Raw genomic sequence first — 20,779 nt, forward strand, 5'->3', positions numbered from 1 at the left:
GTCATGTATTCTTTATGAGAGGAATCAACCCGCATACCGCAAGCGAGTAGCAGGACGAAAATAAACATGATACAATCGGATAAGATATATATTCGAGGAAGGACAGTGGTTTTCATGATTATTCGTAATGAACAAGATTTAGAAGGCTTACGAAAAATCGGCCGCATCGTTGCGCTTGCACGTGAAGAAATGAAAAAAGAAGCGAAGCCAGGTATGACAACGAAAGAGCTTGATTTGATCGGTAAAAAAGTATTAGATGAGCATGGTGCTATTTCTGCACCTGAAAAAGAATATGATTTCCCAGGTGTAACTTGCATTAGTGTAAATGAGGAAGTTGCTCATGGTATTCCAGGAGATCGCGTATTAAAAGAAGGCGACTTAGTAAACGTCGATGTATCTGCTGCACTTGATGGCTATTATGCAGATACAGGTATCTCATTTGTTCTTGGAGAAGACGAAGCAAAAGAAAAGCTTTGCCAAGCAGCAGTTGATGCATTTTGGGCAGCAATGAAAAAGGTTAGAGCTGGCTCAAAACAAAATCAAATTGGTCGTGCTGTTTCAAACTTCGCACATAAAAGTGGATACAATGTTATTCAAAACTTAACTGGTCACGGCATTGGTCTTAGCTTACATGAAGCACCAAATCACATTTTAAGTTACTATGATCCAATGGATAATGCGCTTCTAAAAGACGGTCTTGTTATCGCTGTAGAACCGTTCATCTCTATGAAAGCTGATCATATTATTGAACGTGGTGACGACGGCTGGACATTCGTTACACCTGATAAAAGTCTTGTTGCACAATGTGAACATACGGTTGTCGTAACGCGCGGCGAACCAATAATTTTAACAGAAATCTAATACCAAAAACGGCTGTTTTGTAGATTTATTCCACATAAAACAGCCGTTTTTATTTTTGGGAAAATATGTGAACTACTGTTGAACTCTTTATCATTTAAGTATATAATCTTTAGCGGAGGTTACTTAAGCTTATCTTTACTAAAAAGATATTGTAACTAAAAACACCTTCTTTCTTATTGTTTAAACAGTCTCAAAAATGACCGTAGTAACGTGTTAGTCGAATATTCTGTAATTCTTATATTCCTCTAACAATGTAAGAAACTATCATCTTTCAACTTCGGTCCACTAATCGCACAACTCTCTTTAGACAAAATAAATGACTATTTTCAAAGTACATATTGTCTTCATTCTGACCAAAACCAACCCTATCTAGCTTTTTATCTCCACATAACTTTAAGGCAAAAATAAGCCTTCACAAAGGGATACACTACATTGGTTAGTATGTATCGTAAAACTTACCTTTATAACCATTCTTTTTTACTAGATATACATGAAAACTATCTCACATATAAAGGTCTGATATCATTCTTTATATCAGTATTTTTTTCGACATTTTTTGTCGAATTGTGTATATTTCCATAGAACTGTGTAAATATACATTTTGTTTTACGTTAAACAATTTTACTTTGAACATAATCCTGTTTGTCTGAGAACGCGTATAGAAACGGAGGGATAGCAAAAATAAATAGCTTATAACAAATACTTTTAATATTCCATTTGTTCATGTGGAATAAGTCCCCAATGGACAAATGAATGTTCAGAGGAGGAAAAATGAAAAAACTTTTCAATGTATGTTTAATTGTATTCGTACTATTTTCGCAACTTGCTAGTTTTCCATACAATCAAGTAAAAGCGGAAACCTTAACAGGAGATTCCTTATTTGACACTGTTGAAATGAAAGATGCAACGAATCATATTATTGACGAAGCAAAAAATCCTAACAATTTAATAAAGATAGGATCAATCATTCAAGTAGAATACGCTTGGTCAATAAAGGATCAACAAGCTGCACACGCAAATGATACAGCAGTAGTTCAAATACCACTTGCATTAAAAGTATCTAAAGATTTGCAAGGAGATTTAGTAACAGATCAAAAAAATATTGGTCAATATTTTATAACAGCTAAAGATAATAAATTAAAATTAATATTTAATAATCAAGTAGAAAATTTGAAAGACGCTAAAGGAAAAATTAAAGGTAACTACTCAGCCACCTTTCGGTGTCTTTTTTAAATTTTACTAGTTTCATATGCCTCCCATTTGTAAATACTGAGTATATCAAACAGGGGAGGTGAATCTTATGGTCGATCGAAAAATTATTTTAGATACATATAAAAAAGGACCTGAAGCTGTTATTTCTTTATTTGAAGAAACATTTTCTAAGTTAGAAAAACGTATACAAGAACTAGAAAATGCTTCAAAAAAAAACTCCAAAAATAGTCATAAGCCACCTTCTACAGATGGTTTGGGTAAGCCCGTTACAAAAAGTTTGCGCAAACCGTCTCATCGTCAAACGGGTGGCCAGTTGGGCCACAAGGGACATACTCTTGGTTTGACAGCGACTCCAGATCATACGATTACACATTCTCCTACATATTGTACTTGTTGTCATACTTCCTTGAACCACGAGCCTGTAAAAGGGTATCGCATTCGCCAAGTGTATGACTTACCACCTATTCAGATCGAAGTGACAGAACATAAAGTAGAACAGAAAGAATGCCCACATTGCCATTCTATCCAAGAAGCCCAATTTCCTTCGACAGTATCTCGTCCTGTTCAATATGGTCCAAATATAAAAAGACTGATTCCCTATTTAACGCATTATCAATGCATTTCTTTGAAGCGAACAAAAGAATTCTTTCAGGATTGTTTTGGACATTCTATAAGCGAAGGAACCCTGGTAAATCATACACAGGCTTTCGCTTCTCAATTGCAGCCATTCATAAAAGAAGTAAAGGAAAAGATTCTGCAGTCTCCTGTTGTCCATTTTGATGAAACTGGTATGCGTGTAGAAAACAAAACACAATGGTTACATACTGCCAGTACACCGGAGGTGACATTGCAACATATTCATCAAAAACGTGGAAAAGAAGCAATGGATGCTGGAGAAATCTTGCCATCTTTTTCTGGAATTGCGATGCATGATGGTTGGAAATCGTATGATGCGTATACAGATTGTCGTCACGTTTTATGTAATGCCCATCTCTTACGAGATTTACAAGGAATTATAGATAGTACTGGAGAACAATGGGCACAACAGATGCAGAAATTTCTAACGCAAGCGTTGACGATGAAAAAGCAATCCGAAGGTACCATGCCAAAAGCGACGCAAAAGAATCTGTTTATTATGTATCAATCCATATTGAAAGAACAACAGATTCTTTCCACGAAACAAAAGAAGAAAGGAAAGCAGACGCCTTCTCAAAATTTATGGAATCGCTTCGTCAAGTATTCTGACAGAATTCTAGCGTTTTTAGAACATCCAGCCATTCCATTTGATAACAATCAAGCAGAACGGGATATTCGGATGACGAAAGTAAAACAGAAAGTGTCTGGGACTTTCCGAAGTAAGAAAGGCGCAGAATCTTTTTGTCAGATACGAAGCTTTATGAGTACCATGAAAAAACAAAAACAATCGGTCTTACAAGCGATAAACCAAGTCATAGAAACTAGAACGGTTCCTTGGAATAACACGACTTCATAAGAGAATTTCTCTATTTGGCATAGATTCTTTCTCTGATTGGAGTATTTTCTTTTCATGTTTTCGAATCGGAAACATGTATTTGGCCTGTTTTTTTATTTGAAGAAGCTGAGTAGTTACAAAAATAGTTTACTTACAGGTGGCGTCACTTTAACAAAAGTTGATGATGTTGATGGCACTATTCTTGAAGGTGCAGAATTTATAATCGTTGACGCTCATGATACTAAAAAGGTAATTCGCAAAGGTTTAACGACTGATAAAAACGGTAAAATTTCTGCTTCTGATTTACGTCCTGGAGACTATCAATTTATTGAAGTAAAAGCTCCAAAAGACTATACCTTAAGCAAAGACCCTATTCCGTTCACTATCGAAAAAAGTCAAAAAGAGAATATTACTGTTACTGCTACTAACAGTTTAAAGAAAGGTGCAGTAACATTAACAAAAATTGACGACATCGATCGTACGATGCTCGAAGGTGCAATCTTTAAGATTGTGGATATGAATGGTAAGGAAGTTCATACGAATCTTGTTACAGATAAAAACGGTAAAATTTCTGTTTCTGATTTACGCCCTGGAGACTATCAGTTCATTGAAACAAAAGCTCCTGAGCACTATGTATTAGATGAAACAACGATTCCATTTACAATTGAAAGAAGTCAAACGAAAGAAATCAATGTTACAGGCAAAAATGCTTTGAAAAACGGTAGCGTTGAACTAACAAAGATTGACGATATTGATATAAATACAAAACTTGCTAACGCCGTATTTAATTTATTAGATGCAGACGGAGAGCTAGTTAAAGAAGACTTAAAAACAAATGATGAAGGTAAAATTGTTGTTGAAAACCTACGTCCTGGTACGTATCAATTCGTTGAAACAATTGCTCCTGAACATTACGATTTAGATAAAAAACCTATCGTATTTACAATTAAAAAGAGCCAAACTGAAACTCTTCATGTCACTGCTACAAATGCTTTAACAAAGGGTGCAGTTAAACTTTCTAAAGTTGATGATGTTGATGGCACTGTTCTTAAAGATGCAGTATTTAAAATTGTTAATATGAATGGTGATGTAGTTCATAAAGACCTTGTTACAAATGAACAAGGAATAATCGAAATTAACGACCTACGTCCTGGTGATTATCAATTCATCGAGACAACGGCTCCGAAACACTACGATTTAAACAAAGAGCCAATTCCATTCACAATTACAAAGAGCCAAGCTGATCCTATCTCCGTTACAGCTACAAATAGCTTAACGAAAGGCGCTGTGGAACTTTCTAAAGTGGATGATGTAGATGGTACTGCTCTTAAAGATGCGGTATTTAAAATTACTGATCTGAATGGTAACGACATTCGTACTGAGCTTACAACAGATGTACACGGAAAAATTTCTGTTTCTGATTTACGTCCTGGGGACTATCAGTTTGTTGAAACGAAAGCTCCTGAACACTATAAATTAGATAGTACACCTATTAAGTTTACAATTAAGAAAAGCCAAAAAGAAAAGCTCCAAGTTACTGCTACAAATAGCTTAACTGAAGGTGCTGTAGAATTAGTAAAAGTGGATGATATAAATCCAGATACAAAACTTTCTGATGCAGTGTTTAACATCATCGATGCGAAAGGTAAAATTGTTCGCACTGATTTAACTACTGATAAAGATGGTAAGATTACTGCTACGAACTTACGCCCAGGAGACTATCAATTCATTGAAACGAAAGCTCCGAAAGATTACGATTTAAATAAAACACCTATTAGCTTCACTATCGAAAGAAGTCAACTAACTCACGCTTCTGTTACTGCTAAGAATGGCCTAACAAAAGGTGGCGTGGAATTAACGAAAGTTGACTCTATAGATAAGAAAGAAATGCTAGAAGGTGCGGTATTTAAAATTACTGATCTGAACGGTAACGACATTCGTACGAATTTAGTTACCAATAAAGACGGAAAAATCATCGCTAAAGACTTACAACCAGGAGACTATCAATTTATTGAAACAAAAGCTCCTAAACATTACGACTTAAATGAAGAACCAATTAAGTTCACAATCGAAAGAAGTCAAACAAAGCATGTCTTCGTTACAGCTATTAATAGCTTAACGAAAGGTAGTGTTGAGTTAATTAAAGTTGATGATGCCAAGCAAAACACAACACTTGAAGGTGCAGTATTTAAAATTGTTAATAAGGATGGACACGATGTTCGTACCGATTTAACTACTGATAAAAACGGCCGTTTAGTTGTGGATGAATTACCGCCAGGAGACTATGAGTTTATCGAAACAAAAGCTCCTGAACACTACGACTTAAACAAAACACCTATTAAGTTCACAGTTAAAAAAGGCCAAGAAAAAATCGCCTCTGTTACTGCTACGAATAGCTTAACTAAAGGCGCAGTTGAATTAACTAAAGTTGATGACATCGATGGTACTACTCTTGAAGGAGCAATCTTTAAAATTGTAGATATGGACGGCAAGGATGTTCGTTCTGATTTAACTACTGATAAAGATGGGAAGATTTCTGTTTCTGATTTACGTCCGGGAGATTATCAGTTCATTGAAACGAAAGCTCCTAAGCATTATGACTTAAATCAAAATCCTATCAAGTTTACTATTGAAAAGAGTCAAACTGCTAAAGCTTCTGTTACTGCTACTAACAGCTTAACTAAAGGCGCAGTTGAATTAACTAAAGTTGATATTGATCACCATGGAACACTTGAAGGTGCCATTTTCAATATTTTAGACCAAGATGGAAAAATCATCCGAGAAGGTTTAAAAACAGACCAACACGGAAAAGTAATCGTAAATGATTTGAAACCTGGTAATTATCAATTAGTAGAAACACAGGCTCCTAAAGGCTATCAATTAGATGCATCACCAATAAACTTTACAATTGATAAAGCCCAAGCTACACCACTACAAATTACAGTTTCAAATAAAAAGATTGAATCTTCGTCAGGTGGAGATGACAAGCCAGTTACTCCTCCAAATAAAGAAGAGAACAAAGGCAATGAAACATCTGAGAAACACGAAAACGGAACTTCCGAAGAAACATCGAATAAAACAGATAACAAACAGCAAGATGATCGAAATACGGATAAACACCTTCCAAATACAGGTCATAAAGAAGACCCTACACAAACAGTAGGTATCCTTCTTCTACTAGCTGGATTATTAAGTATTTTGGCTACAAAACGCAAAAAAAATTATTAATAATTTTTTCACATCTAATCAATCTCTCAATTGATTGGATGTTTTTTTATACAAAAAGGACGATACATAAAGTATCGTCCTTTTAACGGGGTGAGGCTGCCCAAAAGTACGGAAAACCTTTGAACAGCCTCTTATTTTCATATGGATGCCTTACATATATCACTGATAATAATTATGAAATGCGGAAACATAATTACCATCAACTGATTCAAACATGAGAAATGAAACCCTACAGTGGTTCCATTTCTCTACATAATCTAAAGTTTGGGTACACTAGATTCATGCAATGTAGGAGCTTTCAGAGTAGAAAGCGAACCTTCGTTTAAAATGATAGCATACATATCTTCCTCAAAAATATACAAATATGCATATATTGTTTTTATTTATCAATGTCAGAATATTGAAAAATAAAAGACTCGAAGGTAAAATAAAGTCATTATCCGTCTTCTTTTGTCAGTCACAGAGAATAGAAGAATAGGAGAGGAAAAAATGAGAAAATCATTGAAACAAAAAATAGTAAGCTCTTTGCTTGCTGTATCACTCGCTGTTAGCTTAGCTCCAATTGGGCAAGCAAAAGCGGATTCCACGTCAGAGGTTACACAAACTCCATCTATTACAAAACAGATTGATCCAAACCGCGCAATTGAACATGTTCGTTTCTTATCTGAAACAATTGGTCCTCGCCCCGGTGGAACAAAATCCGAAGAATGGGCTTCTCGTTACATTGGTATGCAGCTTAAATCAATGGGCTATGACGTAGAATATCAACCATTTCAGGTGCCCGATCAATACGTTGGATTCATTGAATCACCACTATCAACAAAACGTAATTGGCAAGCTGGTGCTGCTCCTAATTCACTAATTTCTACAGAAGCTGTTACAGCTCCCCTTATCTTTGTTCAAGGTGGGACAAAATTAGAAGATATTCCAAATGAAGTAAACGGTAAAATTGTTTTATTTGAAAGAGGAACGACAGTTACAGACTATAATAAACAAGTTGAAAATGCTGTTAGCAAAGGTGCAAAAGGTGTTCTTTTATACAGTTTAATTGGCGGACGCGGAAATTATGGACAAACCTTCAATCCCCGCCTAACGAAAAAGCAGTCTATCCCTGTCTTTGGTCTTGCTTATGCGCAAGGAAATGCATTTAAAGAAGAAATCGCTAAAAAAGGGACAACAATTCTTTCCCTAAAAGCGAGACATGAATCTAAATTAACATCTCTAAATGTTATCGCCAAAAAGAAACCAAAAAAGAGTACAGGTAATGAGAAAGCAGTCGTTGTAAGCTCGCACTATGATAGTGTTGTCGGAGCACCTGGCGCAAATGATAATGCTTCTGGAACTGGATTAGTATTAGAACTAGCTCGTACTTTTCAAAATGTAGAAACTGATAAAGAAATTCGCTTTATTACCTTTGGTTCTGAAGAAACTGGATTACTTGGTTCGGATTATTACGTGAATAGTCTATCCCAGAAAGAACGCGACCGTATTTTAGGTGTCTTTAACGCCGACATGGTTGCAACAAATTATGATAAAGCAAAGAATTTATACGCTATGACACCTGATGGCTCTACAAACTTTGTAACAGACGCTGCCTTGCAAGCAGGTAAACAACTAAATAATGACCTCGTCCTACAAGGTAAATTCGGTTCTAGTGATCATGTTCCATTTGCTGAAGCTGGTATTCCTGCTGCTCTATTCATTTGGATGGGTGTCGATAGTTGGAATCCATTAATCTATCATATTGAGAAGGTATACCATACACCTCAAGATAACGTATTAGAAAACATTTCACCTGAACGAATGAGAATGGCATTAGACGTTATCGGAACAGGAGTTTATAACTCGCTTCAAAAACCTGTTCCTCAAACTGAACAGAAAGCTGCTTAATCATTTAAAAGACCACTGATTTTATCAGTGGTCTTTTATTGAGAAAAAATATATATGCATAAAAGCATATTTTATCCTACCCATTATCGTATACAATATTAAATGTAACAACACCGATTACAACTAATAAGGAGGCTTTTTCTATTATGAAAAAAATGATTTTAGCAGGTGCATTAACTTTAGCAGGAATTACTGGAGCTACTGCGTTTATTCCTGAAACAAAAGTCGCTGCTGCCGCTCAAGAACAAAGCTTTACAAAATTTTATTCTTTGCAAACTGGAGGTAGTTCTGAACAAGAACCTATTTTCCTTCAAAAAGGACAAGAACTAACAATTCATCCTAACAGCAAAACTCCTAGTTACAGTGTTTATGACTCAAATCATAACCTAATTGGACGTTATTCTGATGGTTACGGCCGAATTTTCACTGCAAAAACAGATGGAAATATGTATGTTCAATTTCATGCACCTTACGTTTACTATAGTCCTGTTAGTTTTTCTGTTACTTATACTATTCAATAAAAAAGAGGTCCTTTATAGGGCCCCTTTTATTTCTCTTGCCAATTCACTTTTACGAATCCATCTTTCACTTTTAATCCACTTATATTCAATACATACTCTTCATTTGCTTTTAAAGTAACTGTAAAACTACCTTTTTTCGATTCACAGATTTCCTTTAACTCTTTTATGCCTTCTCCTCGTCTTTCATACACGCTAAAGCATAAGTTCCCTCGTTTTGCATCTGTCTCATAAGAAAATGTCACTTCTGTGTCCTTCTCATACTGAAGTTCAATATCTTTACCGGCAATATCCCATGATGAGAATTTCGCCTCGTAACTTGTCTCCCCTTGCTTCTCATTTTCTAAATATATATCTCCTGCTTTCCACGCGTCATCTAACGTTTGTGCAAAAGCAAAACCACTAAGTAATACAAACATTGTACTTGCCAATATCGCAACTAATGTTACTTTCTGTTTTTTAACAAAGTTCATCTTATATTCTCCTTCAACTTTCTTTTTACTTCTTCTTACCATATATAACAAAAAACCGATAAAAAATGGAAATATAACCGCTAAGACACTCCATCCTTTACTCATTTGATGTGCTTTAGCATCTGTATATACCCATGATGCAACACATATTAAAAGTGCTATAAAAGCTAAAAACATCGTCACTCCAGCTACTTCAAATAGTACAAACGGATTAGCGAACTCTTTCATGTAATTTATACTCCTTCTTTAAAAATGACTGTATTACAACATATATCGGAATGTATACATGCATCATAATCACAATGGCTATTAACATAGGAATTTTATAATCCAAATGAGTGACAAATTGTTCTATAACAATTGTTAACAAAACAATCCAAATGGTGTGAATACAAATCATCCATTTCCTCTCTAACTTCTGAGCCTTTCGCACGCCCTGCTTCGTGTTATTTATTAGCTCTTCGCTTGGGGTTATCTCTTCTGCTAAACTGCTCTTTATTTTCTGTTCAAATTTATCTTCCTTCATGAACGAACCCCTCCAAATGTTCTCGCATTTTCTTTTTCCCATAATTAAGCCGATACTTTACCGTACCAATCGGTGTATTTAATATTTCGCTCATTTCTTTATAAGAGTATTGTTCATAATAGTAGAGTACGAGCACGGTTTTATATTTTTCATTCAATAGCTGTATAAATTCCCGTATCATTTCCGCTTCCACTTTTTGAATAAATTCTTCTGATATATTCACATCATCTGCGAAATCTATTTCTCCACCATCCTCTTTATGAAACAAATCCAATATTCGATCTTTCCACCTTTTTTTCTTACGATAAAAATCATAAAACGTACGAACACAAATTGTAGTAATCCATTTTTTATAATTCTCCACGTAAGAAAGTTGGTGCCGCGATGAAAAAACTTTTATCCATGTCTCTTGAAAAATATCTTCCGCGTCTTCTTTCGTCTTTGCTAACTTATAGCATAAGGAATATATTTGCTTCTTATATATATCAATTAATTCTTCTACCTTTTCTTCCATCATAAGCCTCCTGTCATTTATATAAGACGACGCAAATTCCCTTTTTGTTTGATAAAATTTTATTTTTTTATTATCTCCACATAAAAAGGCAATCACAACATCGTGTGATTGCCTTTTATTTAAAAACGAAAGTCCGCTTCCGCTTTTCTTAATTACATTTTTTCTGGTGCAGATACTCCTACGATTGCTAATGCATTTTGAAGTGTAGTGCGTACTGCTTTCATTAACTCGTAACGAGCTTTACTTAATTCTAAATTATCTTGGTTTAATACTTTTTCTGCATTGTAGAAGCTGTGTAATGTTGCTGCTAATTCAAATGCATAGTTTGTAATACGGTGTGGTAGACGTTTTTGTGCTGCATCCGCAACTACCGCTGGGAATTCACCAAGTTTTTTCAGTAACTCTACTTCTTTTTCAGAAGTAACAAGTTTGTAGTTAACGTCTCCGCCTGTAGCTAATCCTAATTCTTCACCTTGGCGAAGGATGCTGCATACGCGAGCGTGAGCGTATTGTGCATAGTATACTGGGTTTTCATTAGATTTTGATACAGCTAAGTCCATATCGAAGTCTAAATGAGAGTCACCGCTACGCATTGCGAAGAAGTAACGCATTGCGTCCACGCCTACTTCTTCCATAAGCTCACGAAGTGTAACTGCTTTACCCGTACGCTTACTCATCTTCATTTTTTCACCATTTTGGTATAGTTGTACCATTTGGATGATTTCTACTTCAAGCGTGTCTTTATCGTAACCAAGTGCTTGAATAGCAGCTTTCATACGTGGAATATAACCGTGATGGTCAGCACCCCAAATGTTAATTAACTTATCGAAACCACGCTCTAATTTATCACGATGATACGCGATATCTGGCGTTAAGTATGTGTAAGAACCGTCATTTTTAATTAATACACGGTTTTTATCGTCACCGTAAGTCATTGAACGGAACCAAGTTGCACCGTCTTCTTCAAAAATCTCGTCGCGCTCTTTTAATACAGCAAGTGCTTGATCAATTTTCCCGTTTTTGTATAATGATGTTTCTGAGAACCATACATCAAATTTAACGCGGAAGCTTTCTAAGTCTTTTTGAAGTTTTGCTAATTCATATTTTAAACCGTACTCACGGTAGAATTCATAGCTTTCTTTTTCATCAGCTTTCGCATAACGATCACCGAATTCTTCTGCTAAACGTTTACCAATTCCAATGATATCCGCACCATGGTATCCGTCTTCTGGCATTTCTTTTTCTAAGCCTAAAGCTTGCATGTAACGAGCTTCAACAGAAAGAGCTAAGTTATGAATTTGGTTACCAGCGTCATTAATGTAGTACTCACGAGATACATCGTATCCTGCTTTTGCTAATAGGTTACATAAAGTGTCACCTACTGCCGCACCTCGTGCATGTCCTAAGTGAAGGTCACCTGTTGGATTCGCAGATACGAACTCAACTTGTACTTTTTCACCTTTACCAGTATTCGTTTCACCGTAAGCTTCACCAGCGTTTACGATTGCTGGAATTAAATCTGTTAAGTAGCTATTATCCATATAGAAGTTAATAAAACCAGGACCAGCGATTTCGATTTTTTCAATAGAAGCTTTTGCTTTATCGAAGTTTGCAACTAGTTCTTCTGCAATCATACGAGGTGCTTTTTTCGCAACGCGTGCAAGTTGCATTGCCATATTTGTAGAGAAGTCACCATTTGTTTTATCTTTTGGAGATTCTAATACAACGTTTGGAATCTGTTCTTCTGTCGCTAATTCTGCCTTTAATACAGCAGCCTGAATTTCTTCTTTAATCAATCCTTTTACCTGTTCTAAGGAATTCATTATTTTGCCTCCTTCAAATTAATTGTAATAGTATATCTGCCAGCTTCTTGTTCACTTAGAAGCAATGCGTACGTTAAGAAGAGTTGTCCTTTTTTCTTTTCATCCGACCATTTAAAAAGAACGTTATCAGTCTTTGTTTGCAATGCAAACGTACCAAGTTCACTCGTATACGTACCAGTTGTCCATTCACCTTTCACATGCGTCTGACGCATAGAAACAGCACCTGAACGCATAATGAGAACTTGTTCATCTTGAATTTTAATAATTGTTTTCACTTCGCCTTGTTCGTTCGGCTCCTGGAATGTTACATATGTACCTTGACCTTTTACATAGTATTGACCATTTGCTTCAAAAGCAACGGTTTCCTTCCTCGCCCCTTCACGGATTTCTGTTACGAAATGAACGTGTACCGGCAAGCCTGCAAGTTGTTTCTCCACGTCTTGCACACCTTTCAAATGTTATAGATATTAAATACTACTTATAATAAATCACTTTTCCTATCATATCAAAAAAAGACTCTGTCTGTCTGCTGAAAAATCAGGAAAACTCCATTTCAAAAAATAATTCACTTCTACTTTATTTCATATGATAAAATATTTTTTAAATCTAAATATTCTTTCAATTAAAGAGGTGAATGTAGTGATACCAACAAAGTTAAAAAAGGGTGCTGAAATACGAGTGATTTCACCATCGTGTAGTTTAAGTATTGTTTCAAATGAAAATAGAAAACTTGCTATAAAAAGATTAACTGACATGGGCTTTCAAGTTACATTCTCAAAATATGCTGATGAGATAGATCGATTTGCTTCCTCCTCTATTTCTTCCCGCATTCAAGACCTCCATGAAGCATTTCGAGACTCTAATGTAAAAGCTATTTTAACTACACTTGGCGGATACAACTCAAATGGTTTATTGAAACATCTCGATTATGATTTAATTCGTGAAAACCCGAAATTTTTCTGTGGTTATTCTGATATTACTGCCTTAAATAATGCAATTTACGCAAAAACAGGGCTTGTTACATATTCAGGACCCCATTTCTCTTCGTTTGGAATGGAGAAAGGGCTCGGGTATACAACCGATTACTTTTTAAAGTGCTTAACTTCTAATGAGCCTATTGAAGTCCTTCCATCTGAAACATGGAGCGATGATTCTTGGTATATAGATCAGGAAAATCGAGAATTTATTAAAAATGAAGGATATGTTTCAATTCAAGAAGGAGAAGCTACGGGAGATATTATCGGTGGCAATATGAGCACATTTAACTTACTGCAAGGTACACCATATATGCCAAATTTAAAGGAGAAAATTTTATTTATTGAAGAAGATAGTTTAACTGGAACATCTACTCTTAAAACTTTTGATCGTTATTTACATTCCCTTATGCAGCAGCAAGGTTTTGAATACATAAAGGGAATCGTTATAGGAAAGATGCAAAAAGGTGCAGAATGTACGATAGAAGACATTCAAGAAATGATTGCTTCAAAACCTGAACTTGCACATATCCCTATCATTGCAAACGCAAGTTTCGGGCATACAACCCCGATTTTCACTTTTCCAATTGGTGGACATGCAAAAATTATTTCTCACAAAGAGAAGACATCTGTCACTATTTTAACGTACTAAAAAAGGAGCGAATGAGTCGCTCCTTTTATGGTTTTTCTATTTTTTCCAACGCTTTTTGCGGAATGGATTCTTTCGGGATTTCAGCCCATCCTTTTCCTTGCATACCTTTTGCATAAATTTTTATAAACGCCCCCGTATGCAATTCACGGTTCATCATTCTTTTAATAACCTGTAACTTTCCATCTTCTGTATACCCTTTAAAAGTATACAAGTATTCTCCGTCTTTTTTCTCACCTTTATCTATAACCGCATAATAATCTTGTATTTCTTTATTTGAAAAGAAGTTGTCTACAAAAGCATGTACACCTTCTGTTTTTGTGTTCAAATAATACGCTGTTCCACCTAGAATAATGGCGAATACAGCTAAAACTTTAATTACCAATTTCATACATGAACCTCCTGTTTGCACTTCTTTCTCGCTAGTATTATATCTATACTTGTATTATACGGAAAAGAGCATACTATACTCTATCTAAAAGTCTTACACTTTCCTTACATTATTGTAAGGGATTTTTTCTTACAACCAGTTCCCAAGAAAAAATTTTTCCGTTTCATACACTTTTATATTATTATTGAATGATACGAATTTTTATTACAAAAATCAAAGGAGACAGTTTTCAAATGGCTATCTTGCAAGGTTTAGCACTATTACTTGTTGTACTTTGTCTATTTACACTTTTCAGTTACCGTGCGCCTTACGGAATGAAGGCGATGGGCGCTTTAGCTAATGCAGCAATTGCAAGTTTTCTTATTGAAGCATTTCACCGTTATATAGGTGGAGAAATGTTTCATAATGACTTTTTACAATCAGTAGGAGAAGCTTCCGGTAGTATGAGCGGTGTCGCAGCAGCGATTTTAGTCGCATTAGCAATCGGTGTTTCCCCCGTATATGCTGTTTTAATTGGTATCGCTACTAGTGGATTTGGTATTTTACCAGGATTTTTCGCTGGATACGTTTGTGCCTTCGTCGTGAAATTTCTCGAAAAGAAATTACCAGCTGGTGTGGAATTTTTAGCAATCCTATTTATCGCTGCACCAATCTCACGCGGAATGGCAATGCTTATGGATCCGCTCGTTAACGCCACACTTGGTAAAATCGGTTCTATGATTTCAGTTGCAACTACAGAAAGTCCTATCATTATGGGTATTATGCTTGGTGGATTAATAACAGTTATTTCTACCTCTCCACTGAGTTCTATGGCACTAACTGCAATGCTTGGATTAACAGGTTTACCAATGGCAATTGGTAGTCTGGCTGTAGCAGCTTCAGCCCCAATGAACTTTATTTTCTTTAAACGCTTAAAAATTTGTTCAAAGAAAGATACAATTGCTGTAGCAATCGAGCCTTTAACACAAGCCGATGTTGTTTCAGCAAATCCGATTCCAATTTATGCGACAAACTTCGTTGGCGGTGCACTTGCTGGTATTATTACCTCTCTGTTCCAGCTCGTTAATAATGCACCAGGAACAGCATCACCAATCCCAGGACTTCTTGTCTTATTCGGATTTAATGACGTTGTAAAAGTAACAATTGCTGCTATATTATGTGGAATCGTTACCACTATTGTCGGATACATCGGATCTATTGTGTTCCGTAAATATCCAATCCGCTCTGCTGATGAAATTCGCGGAGTTACTTCGGAAGAGAAGGTTGCATAAGAAAAAGAGCTATTCCCATCGTTTAGGAATAGCTCTTTTTTGTGTCGCGTAACAGTAAATGAAATTATATCGGCGGTTTTTTAATATATCAGCGCAACTCGAATTATATCGGCGATTTTTTTAATATATCGGCGCAACTCGAATTATATCAGCGATTTTTTTAATATATCGACTTACCGACACATAACAAAAAAATAAGAGCCCTCTAATCATATAGAGAGCTTTTAATTTATCTAGCTGCAGCGGCTAGAATGATCGGTGGCTTCGCTTCTTCCTTCGAGGCAAAAAGCGCCTTTTGCAGGAAAGAACCTTAGCCACCGGGCCTAAACAGTCGGCTTCACTTTTATTTCACCCAACCGAGCAGCATTTCCCGCACGAATTTGCTTGCTGCGACTGGTGTTTGATCACTATGGTCGTAGACTGGAGCTACTTCTACCAAGTCTGCTCCAACTACATTTATATTTGAATTTGCAATTGCTACGATGGAATCTAATAATTCTTTAGATGTGATACCGCCAGCTTCTAACGTTCCTGTTCCTGGAGCGTGAGCTGGGTCTAATACATCAATGTCGATTGTGACATAGACTGGGCGGCCAGCAAGTTTCGGTAATACTTCTTTTAACGGTTCTAATACGTCAAATTTGTATAAGTTCATACCTACTTCTTTCGCCCATTCAAATTCTTCCTTCATTCCAGAACGAATTCCGAAAGAATATACGTTTTCCGGACCAATTAAATCACACACTTTACGAATTGGTGTAGAGTGGGATAAAGGCTCCCCTTCATACGATTCACGTAAATCAGTATGAGCATCCATGTGGATGATTGCTAAATCCGGATATTTTTTTGCCATTGCCTTAAAAATTGGCCAAGACACTAGGTGCTCACCGCCGAGACCTAGTGGAAACTTATCGGCATCTAAAAGTTTTGATACATACTCTTCAATCATGTCTAAGCTGCGTTGTGCGTTTCCGAATGGTAATGGGATATCACCCGCATCAAAATATTTTACCTCTTCTAGTTCACGATCTAAATACGGGCTATATTCTTCAAGACCGATTGATACTTCACGAATACGTGCAGGGCCAAAACGAGATCCCGGACGGTAACTTACTGTCCAATCCATAGGCATCCCATAAATAACTACCTTTGACTCTTCAAAACTTGGATGACTTTTAATAAATACTTTACCTGAATAAGCTTCATCAAAACGCATATTCTTTTCCTCCTTATGTGGAACTTAAGGTATCCCAACCTTTCACTATTTCTCAAATTTGGAGCGAATTGCTCCTCTTTCTCGATTTACCGGGTCTTCTTTTTAACAACAAGAAGACGATTTTCTCTACAGAAGTGTAAGTAGCTAGCATGTTCAAGTCTTCTGGACAAACACCTTAAATGAGCTACTTACACTTTATTTGTTTGATACAATTCTCTTACTTAATTAAATCGCCAACAAATTTCGGTAATGCGAATGCTGCATTGTGTAATTCTTTTGTGTAGTATTTCGTTTCGATTTCGTGGAAACGCTCTTCACTTACTTCTAATGGATCATGTTTTTTAGATCCAATTGTGAACGTCCAAAGACCACTTGGGTAAGTTGGAATGTTTGCTGTGTATAAACGAGTGATTGGGAAGATCTCTTTTACGTCTTTAAACACAGTTGTAATTAACTCTGGTGTGAACCAAGGGTTGTCCGTTTGTGCAACGAAAATACCATCTTCTTTTAACGCTTTTGAAATTCCAGCGTAGAAGCCTTTTGTAAATAGGTTTACTGCTGGTCCTACTGGCTCAGTAGAATCTACCATAATTACATCGTATTCATTTTCGCTTTCTGCGATATGTAGGAAACCGTCTCCTACTTTTACTTCTACACGCTCATTATCTAATGCGCCTGCAATTGATGGTAAGTATTGTTTAGAGTACTCAATTACTTTTCCATCGATTTCAACAAGAGTTGCTTTCTTTACACTTGGGTGTTTTAACACTTCACGAATAACACCACCATCACCGCCACCAACAACTAATACGTTTTCAGGGTTTGGATGTGTAAATAAAGGTACGTGCGCTACCATTTCGTGATAAACGAACTCGTCCTTTTCTGTTGTCATAACCATGCCATCTAAAATAAGCATGTTTCCGAACTCTTCCGTTTCAACCATATCAAGTTTTTGGAATTCTGTTTGCTCCGTATGTAATGTGCGGTTAATACGCGCCGTAATCCCAAAATGTTTTGTTTGTTTTTCAGTGAACCATAGTTCCATCGTACAATCACGCCTTTCAATGCAAATTTATAATAGGGACATCATTAATGTCCCCTAACAAAAATAAAACAAAACATCCAAAATGTATAGTTAAAAGGACAAAAATACCGAAAATATATTTTAGTCAGAGGGTTCTAACATATGTGCGGAAAGGGTTTGCACCGTAAAAGGAAAGAAAACCCTTTCTTAAGAAAGGGCTTTTGTCTCTATTTCTACTGGTTTACGAATTGGAATTAGGATCATAATACAACCAACTAACACCACAATTCCACCTACTAAAAACGGACTTTGTGGTGAAACAGTATGACCGATAATTCCTGATAAAATCGGAGCAATCGCACCACCTAACCAACGAACAAAGTTATAAACACCTGACGTAACAGATCTTTCATAAGGTGAAATATCCATTACATAACTTGTGTATAATGCATTGTTTAAGCCAGACGCCAATCCTGATAAAACGATAAGAGTAATTTGTAACCACATAATTTTCACAAAGAATAGTGCAATTAAGAAAATCGCAAATACGAGTAAACTACCCTTCAATAATGTTTTGGGTTCATATTTCCCTTCTAGCTTATGTGCTAAAATTGCAGAACCGTAAGCTAACGCGAGTCCCCATCCGCAAAATACAAAGCCTAATTGAATAGCTGATAAATGCATAATAAGTGGTGAATATGCTAACACGACAAAAAATCCGTAGTAGTATAGCATCCCTGAAATGGCACCTTGCATAAATGGTTTATACTTCACCAGGTTAAGTAATTCCCCTACGCCAGCAGCCTTACGCTTCACTTTTCGTTCTGGTTCTTTTACAAAAAAGAATACTAAAATAAATGCTAAGAAAATTAAAATACTCGTCGCGAAAAACGGATAACGCCAAGAATGACCACCTAATATCCCGCCTAATAACGGTCCGCCAGCCATACCTAAGCCGATAGCTGCTTCGTATAATCCTACTGCTTCATGAACTTCTTTACTTAATGCAATCAATAAAGTCATCGCCGTCGCGAAGAACATCGCATTCCCTAATCCCCATCCAGCGCGGAAAAGAGATAATTGAGCAATCGTTTGTGACATACCACATATAAACGCAAATACAGTCACAATCGCAAGACCGATTGTCATCATCCGTTTATCACCAAATCTCGATGCAAATATACCAGCTGGTAACATCATAATTGCCATCGTTAAAATATAAGCGGTAAATAACATTTCAACTTGCCAATGCGATGCACCAATTTTCTCTGCAATAATCGGCAAAATTGGGTCGACTACTCCTATACCCGAAAAGGCAAGGAAGGTAGCCACCACTGTAATCAATCTCCCTAGTTTTTGTTTGCTCTCCATTTTGATTACTCTCCTTTTGTGCTCTCTAAAAATGTTACTGCACGATGTAAACTATCTTCTAGTTCTGCCTTTACACGTTGCATTTGCTCCATTTTTTCGTCTAACGTTTGCACTTGTTTTTCAAGCATATCTTTAATTTCTTGAATCACTTCACGATCACGAGGATTTTCGCTATTTCTTCTTTGCTCCATTCTTTCTTTTAGTGATAAGAAATGCTGCATTTCTTGAAGTGTGATTCCTAGCACTTCTTTCGCTTCTACAATTCTTTTAATTCTGGAAATATCCTCATCCGTATACAGACGGATATTTCCCTCACTACGTTCTGGGGGATGAATTAAACCAATTTCCTCATAATAACGAAGTGTACGTTTTGTTAAACCGACTTGCTTTGTTACTTCATCAATTTTATACATGTTTCTTCCTCCCTTCACTTGATTATTACATTTTACGTTAACGTTAACTTTTCTGCAACTGTTAGACTTTTGTAAATGTTTGTCATATTCAATTGTATTTTCCCTAAAGCAGTTTCATAATAAAAGAAAAGAGATAATAAGGAGAATTTCACATGAGTAAACCACTTATTTTCGCTCACCGCGGAGTAAAAGGAACACATCCCGAAAATACGATGATTGCCTTCCAAGAAGCAGAACGCATTGGTGCTCACGGAATTGAACTCGATGTCCACTTATCAAAAGATGGTGAACTTGTCGTAATTCACGATGAAACCGTCGATCGTACAACAAATGGCGTTGGACTTGTTTCTGAAAAAACGGTAGAGGAACTACAATTATTGGACGCTGGTAGCTATAAAGACCCTTCTTTCCATGAAGCAAAAATCCCAACGTTACGTGAGGTTTTCATTTGGCTTTCCACAACGAACTTACAACTAAATATTGAATTAAAGACAGATGTTATTCATTACCCAAATATTGAGGAAAAAGCTGTTGCACTTGTGCGTGAATATCATCTTTCTAATCAAATTGTATTTTCATCATTTAACCATGACTCTGTTTCATTATTAGCAGAAATTGCTCCTGAAATCCCAAGAGCAATTTTATATGATACACCACTTGCTGATCCAATTTCCGAAGCGAAACATAGAGAAGCAAGTGGATTACATCCAAACTTCCAGTTATTAACGAAAGAATTTGTGCAGTTAGCACAAGAGCAAGGATATGTTTTCCGTCCATATACAATTAACGAATACAAAGATTTACAAACTATGATTGATTATGGTGTAGATGTCATCATTACCGATTGGCCAGCACGTGCCTTTGAGCTCCTTTCTTAATGGAAGGAGCTTTTTATTTTCGAAATTTCATTGTTTAAAATAAACGAAAACCCTCAATACTAATACAATAACGCTT

Annotated in this window: 17 protein-coding genes and 2 pseudogenes; 9 read left to right on the plus strand and 10 right to left on the minus strand. The window is 36.2% G+C overall.

What is annotated here, in order from left to right:
• Nucleotides 1–66: 66 nt before the first annotated feature.
• The 6 genes and pseudogenes from map (at nucleotide 67) to MHH55_RS27535 (ending at nucleotide 9,183) form a co-directional block, all read left to right on the plus strand.
• Nucleotides 67–861: a type I methionyl aminopeptidase gene (gene map, locus MHH55_RS27510; RefSeq protein WP_047792083.1), complete on the plus strand. Its 795-nt coding sequence runs from the start codon at nucleotides 67–69 to the stop codon at nucleotides 859–861.
• Nucleotides 862–1,632: 771 nt separating this feature from the next.
• A pseudogene (locus MHH55_RS27515) lies at nucleotides 1,633–2,058 on the plus strand (Ig-like domain-containing protein); the annotation flags it as partial.
• A gap of 103 nt (nucleotides 2,059–2,161) precedes the next feature.
• Complete coding sequence (gene tnpC, locus MHH55_RS27520; protein WP_100910632.1) at nucleotides 2,162–3,565, plus strand: IS66 family transposase; 1,404 nt, start codon at nucleotides 2,162–2,164, stop codon at nucleotides 3,563–3,565.
• A 117-nt stretch (nucleotides 3,566–3,682) separates the two neighbouring features.
• A pseudogene (locus MHH55_RS27525) lies at nucleotides 3,683–6,772 on the plus strand (SpaA isopeptide-forming pilin-related protein); the annotation flags it as partial.
• A gap of 489 nt (nucleotides 6,773–7,261) precedes the next feature.
• Entirely contained in the window at nucleotides 7,262–8,662 is a 1,401-nt protein-coding gene (locus MHH55_RS27530) for a M28 family metallopeptidase (protein ID WP_071740959.1), read from the plus strand.
• Between the two features lie 146 nt (nucleotides 8,663–8,808).
• A complete protein-coding gene (locus MHH55_RS27535; protein WP_000738221.1) occupies nucleotides 8,809–9,183 on the plus strand; it encodes a hypothetical protein in 375 nt (124 codons plus the stop codon).
• Nucleotides 9,184–9,209: 26 nt separating this feature from the next.
• Here the strand turns inward: MHH55_RS27535 and MHH55_RS27540 are convergent, their stop codons facing one another.
• The 5 genes from MHH55_RS27540 to MHH55_RS27560 form a co-directional block, all read right to left on the minus strand.
• The gene (locus MHH55_RS27540) at nucleotides 9,210–9,881 is read right to left on the minus strand and encodes an anti-sigma factor (RefSeq protein ID WP_071740960.1); all 672 of its coding nucleotides are present in this window, start codon (nucleotides 9,879–9,881) and stop codon (nucleotides 9,210–9,212) included.
• Nucleotides 9,865–10,179 carry a hypothetical protein gene (locus MHH55_RS27545; RefSeq protein ID WP_000656685.1) on the minus strand — a complete coding sequence of 105 codons (315 nt, stop codon included), beginning with the start codon at nucleotides 10,177–10,179 and terminating at the stop codon, nucleotides 9,865–9,867. Before MHH55_RS27545 ends, MHH55_RS27540 begins: the two co-directional genes overlap by 17 nt.
• Entirely contained in the window at nucleotides 10,166–10,693 is a 528-nt protein-coding gene (locus MHH55_RS27550) for an RNA polymerase sigma factor (RefSeq protein ID WP_071740962.1), read from the minus strand. Before MHH55_RS27550 ends, MHH55_RS27545 begins: the two co-directional genes overlap by 14 nt.
• Nucleotides 10,694–10,845: 152 nt before the next feature.
• On the minus strand, nucleotides 10,846–12,516 hold the full coding sequence (gene argS / locus MHH55_RS27555; RefSeq protein ID WP_071740963.1) for an arginine--tRNA ligase: 1,671 nt from the start codon (nucleotides 12,514–12,516) through the stop codon (nucleotides 10,846–10,848).
• Nucleotides 12,516–12,953, minus strand: coding sequence for a DUF1934 domain-containing protein (locus MHH55_RS27560; protein ID WP_000414867.1), 438 nt, complete (start codon nucleotides 12,951–12,953; stop codon nucleotides 12,516–12,518). Before MHH55_RS27560 ends, argS begins: the two co-directional genes overlap by 1 nt.
• 202 nt (nucleotides 12,954–13,155) lie before the next feature.
• On the opposite strand from MHH55_RS27560, the gene MHH55_RS27565 reads away from it, so the two are divergent.
• A complete protein-coding gene (locus MHH55_RS27565; protein WP_071740964.1) occupies nucleotides 13,156–14,142 on the plus strand; it encodes a S66 family peptidase in 987 nt (328 codons plus the stop codon).
• A gap of 25 nt (nucleotides 14,143–14,167) precedes the next feature.
• On the opposite strand, the gene MHH55_RS27570 is transcribed toward MHH55_RS27565, so the two are convergent.
• On the minus strand, nucleotides 14,168–14,530 hold the full coding sequence (locus MHH55_RS27570; RefSeq protein WP_000779921.1) for a YxeA family protein: 363 nt from the start codon (nucleotides 14,528–14,530) through the stop codon (nucleotides 14,168–14,170).
• 233 nt (nucleotides 14,531–14,763) lie between these two features.
• On the opposite strand from MHH55_RS27570, the gene MHH55_RS27575 reads away from it, so the two are divergent.
• Nucleotides 14,764–15,801 carry a PTS sugar transporter subunit IIC gene (locus MHH55_RS27575; protein WP_000996319.1) on the plus strand — a complete coding sequence of 346 codons (1,038 nt, stop codon included), beginning with the start codon at nucleotides 14,764–14,766 and terminating at the stop codon, nucleotides 15,799–15,801.
• A 343-nt stretch (nucleotides 15,802–16,144) separates the two neighbouring features.
• Here the strand turns inward: MHH55_RS27575 and speB are convergent, their stop codons facing one another.
• From speB to MHH55_RS27595, 4 genes are all read right to left on the minus strand, one after another.
• The gene (speB, locus tag MHH55_RS27580; RefSeq protein ID WP_001209831.1) at nucleotides 16,145–17,017 is read right to left on the minus strand and encodes an agmatinase; all 873 of its coding nucleotides are present in this window, start codon (nucleotides 17,015–17,017) and stop codon (nucleotides 16,145–16,147) included.
• 217 nt (nucleotides 17,018–17,234) lie between these two features.
• The gene (gene speE, locus MHH55_RS27585; RefSeq protein WP_000424696.1) at nucleotides 17,235–18,062 is read right to left on the minus strand and encodes a polyamine aminopropyltransferase; all 828 of its coding nucleotides are present in this window, start codon (nucleotides 18,060–18,062) and stop codon (nucleotides 17,235–17,237) included.
• Nucleotides 18,063–18,248: 186 nt separating this feature from the next.
• Nucleotides 18,249–19,412: an MFS transporter gene (locus MHH55_RS27590; protein WP_000444228.1), complete on the minus strand. Its 1,164-nt coding sequence runs from the start codon at nucleotides 19,410–19,412 to the stop codon at nucleotides 18,249–18,251.
• Between the two features lie 5 nt (nucleotides 19,413–19,417).
• Nucleotides 19,418–19,825 (minus strand): MerR family transcriptional regulator, encoded by a 408-nt coding sequence (locus tag MHH55_RS27595; protein ID WP_000276577.1) that lies wholly within the window; start codon nucleotides 19,823–19,825, stop codon nucleotides 19,418–19,420.
• A gap of 152 nt (nucleotides 19,826–19,977) precedes the next feature.
• Here MHH55_RS27595 and MHH55_RS27600 point away from each other — a divergent pair, with 152 nt between their 5' ends.
• Nucleotides 19,978–20,703, plus strand: a complete 726-nt coding sequence (locus tag MHH55_RS27600) for a glycerophosphodiester phosphodiesterase (RefSeq protein WP_017656744.1) — start codon at nucleotides 19,978–19,980, stop codon at nucleotides 20,701–20,703.
• Nucleotides 20,704–20,779 lie beyond the last annotated feature (76 nt).

The organism is Bacillus sp. FSL K6-2944, from assembly GCF_038005385.1.
Taxonomy (GTDB): Bacteria; Bacillota; Bacilli; order Bacillales; family Bacillaceae_G; genus Bacillus_A; species Bacillus_A cereus.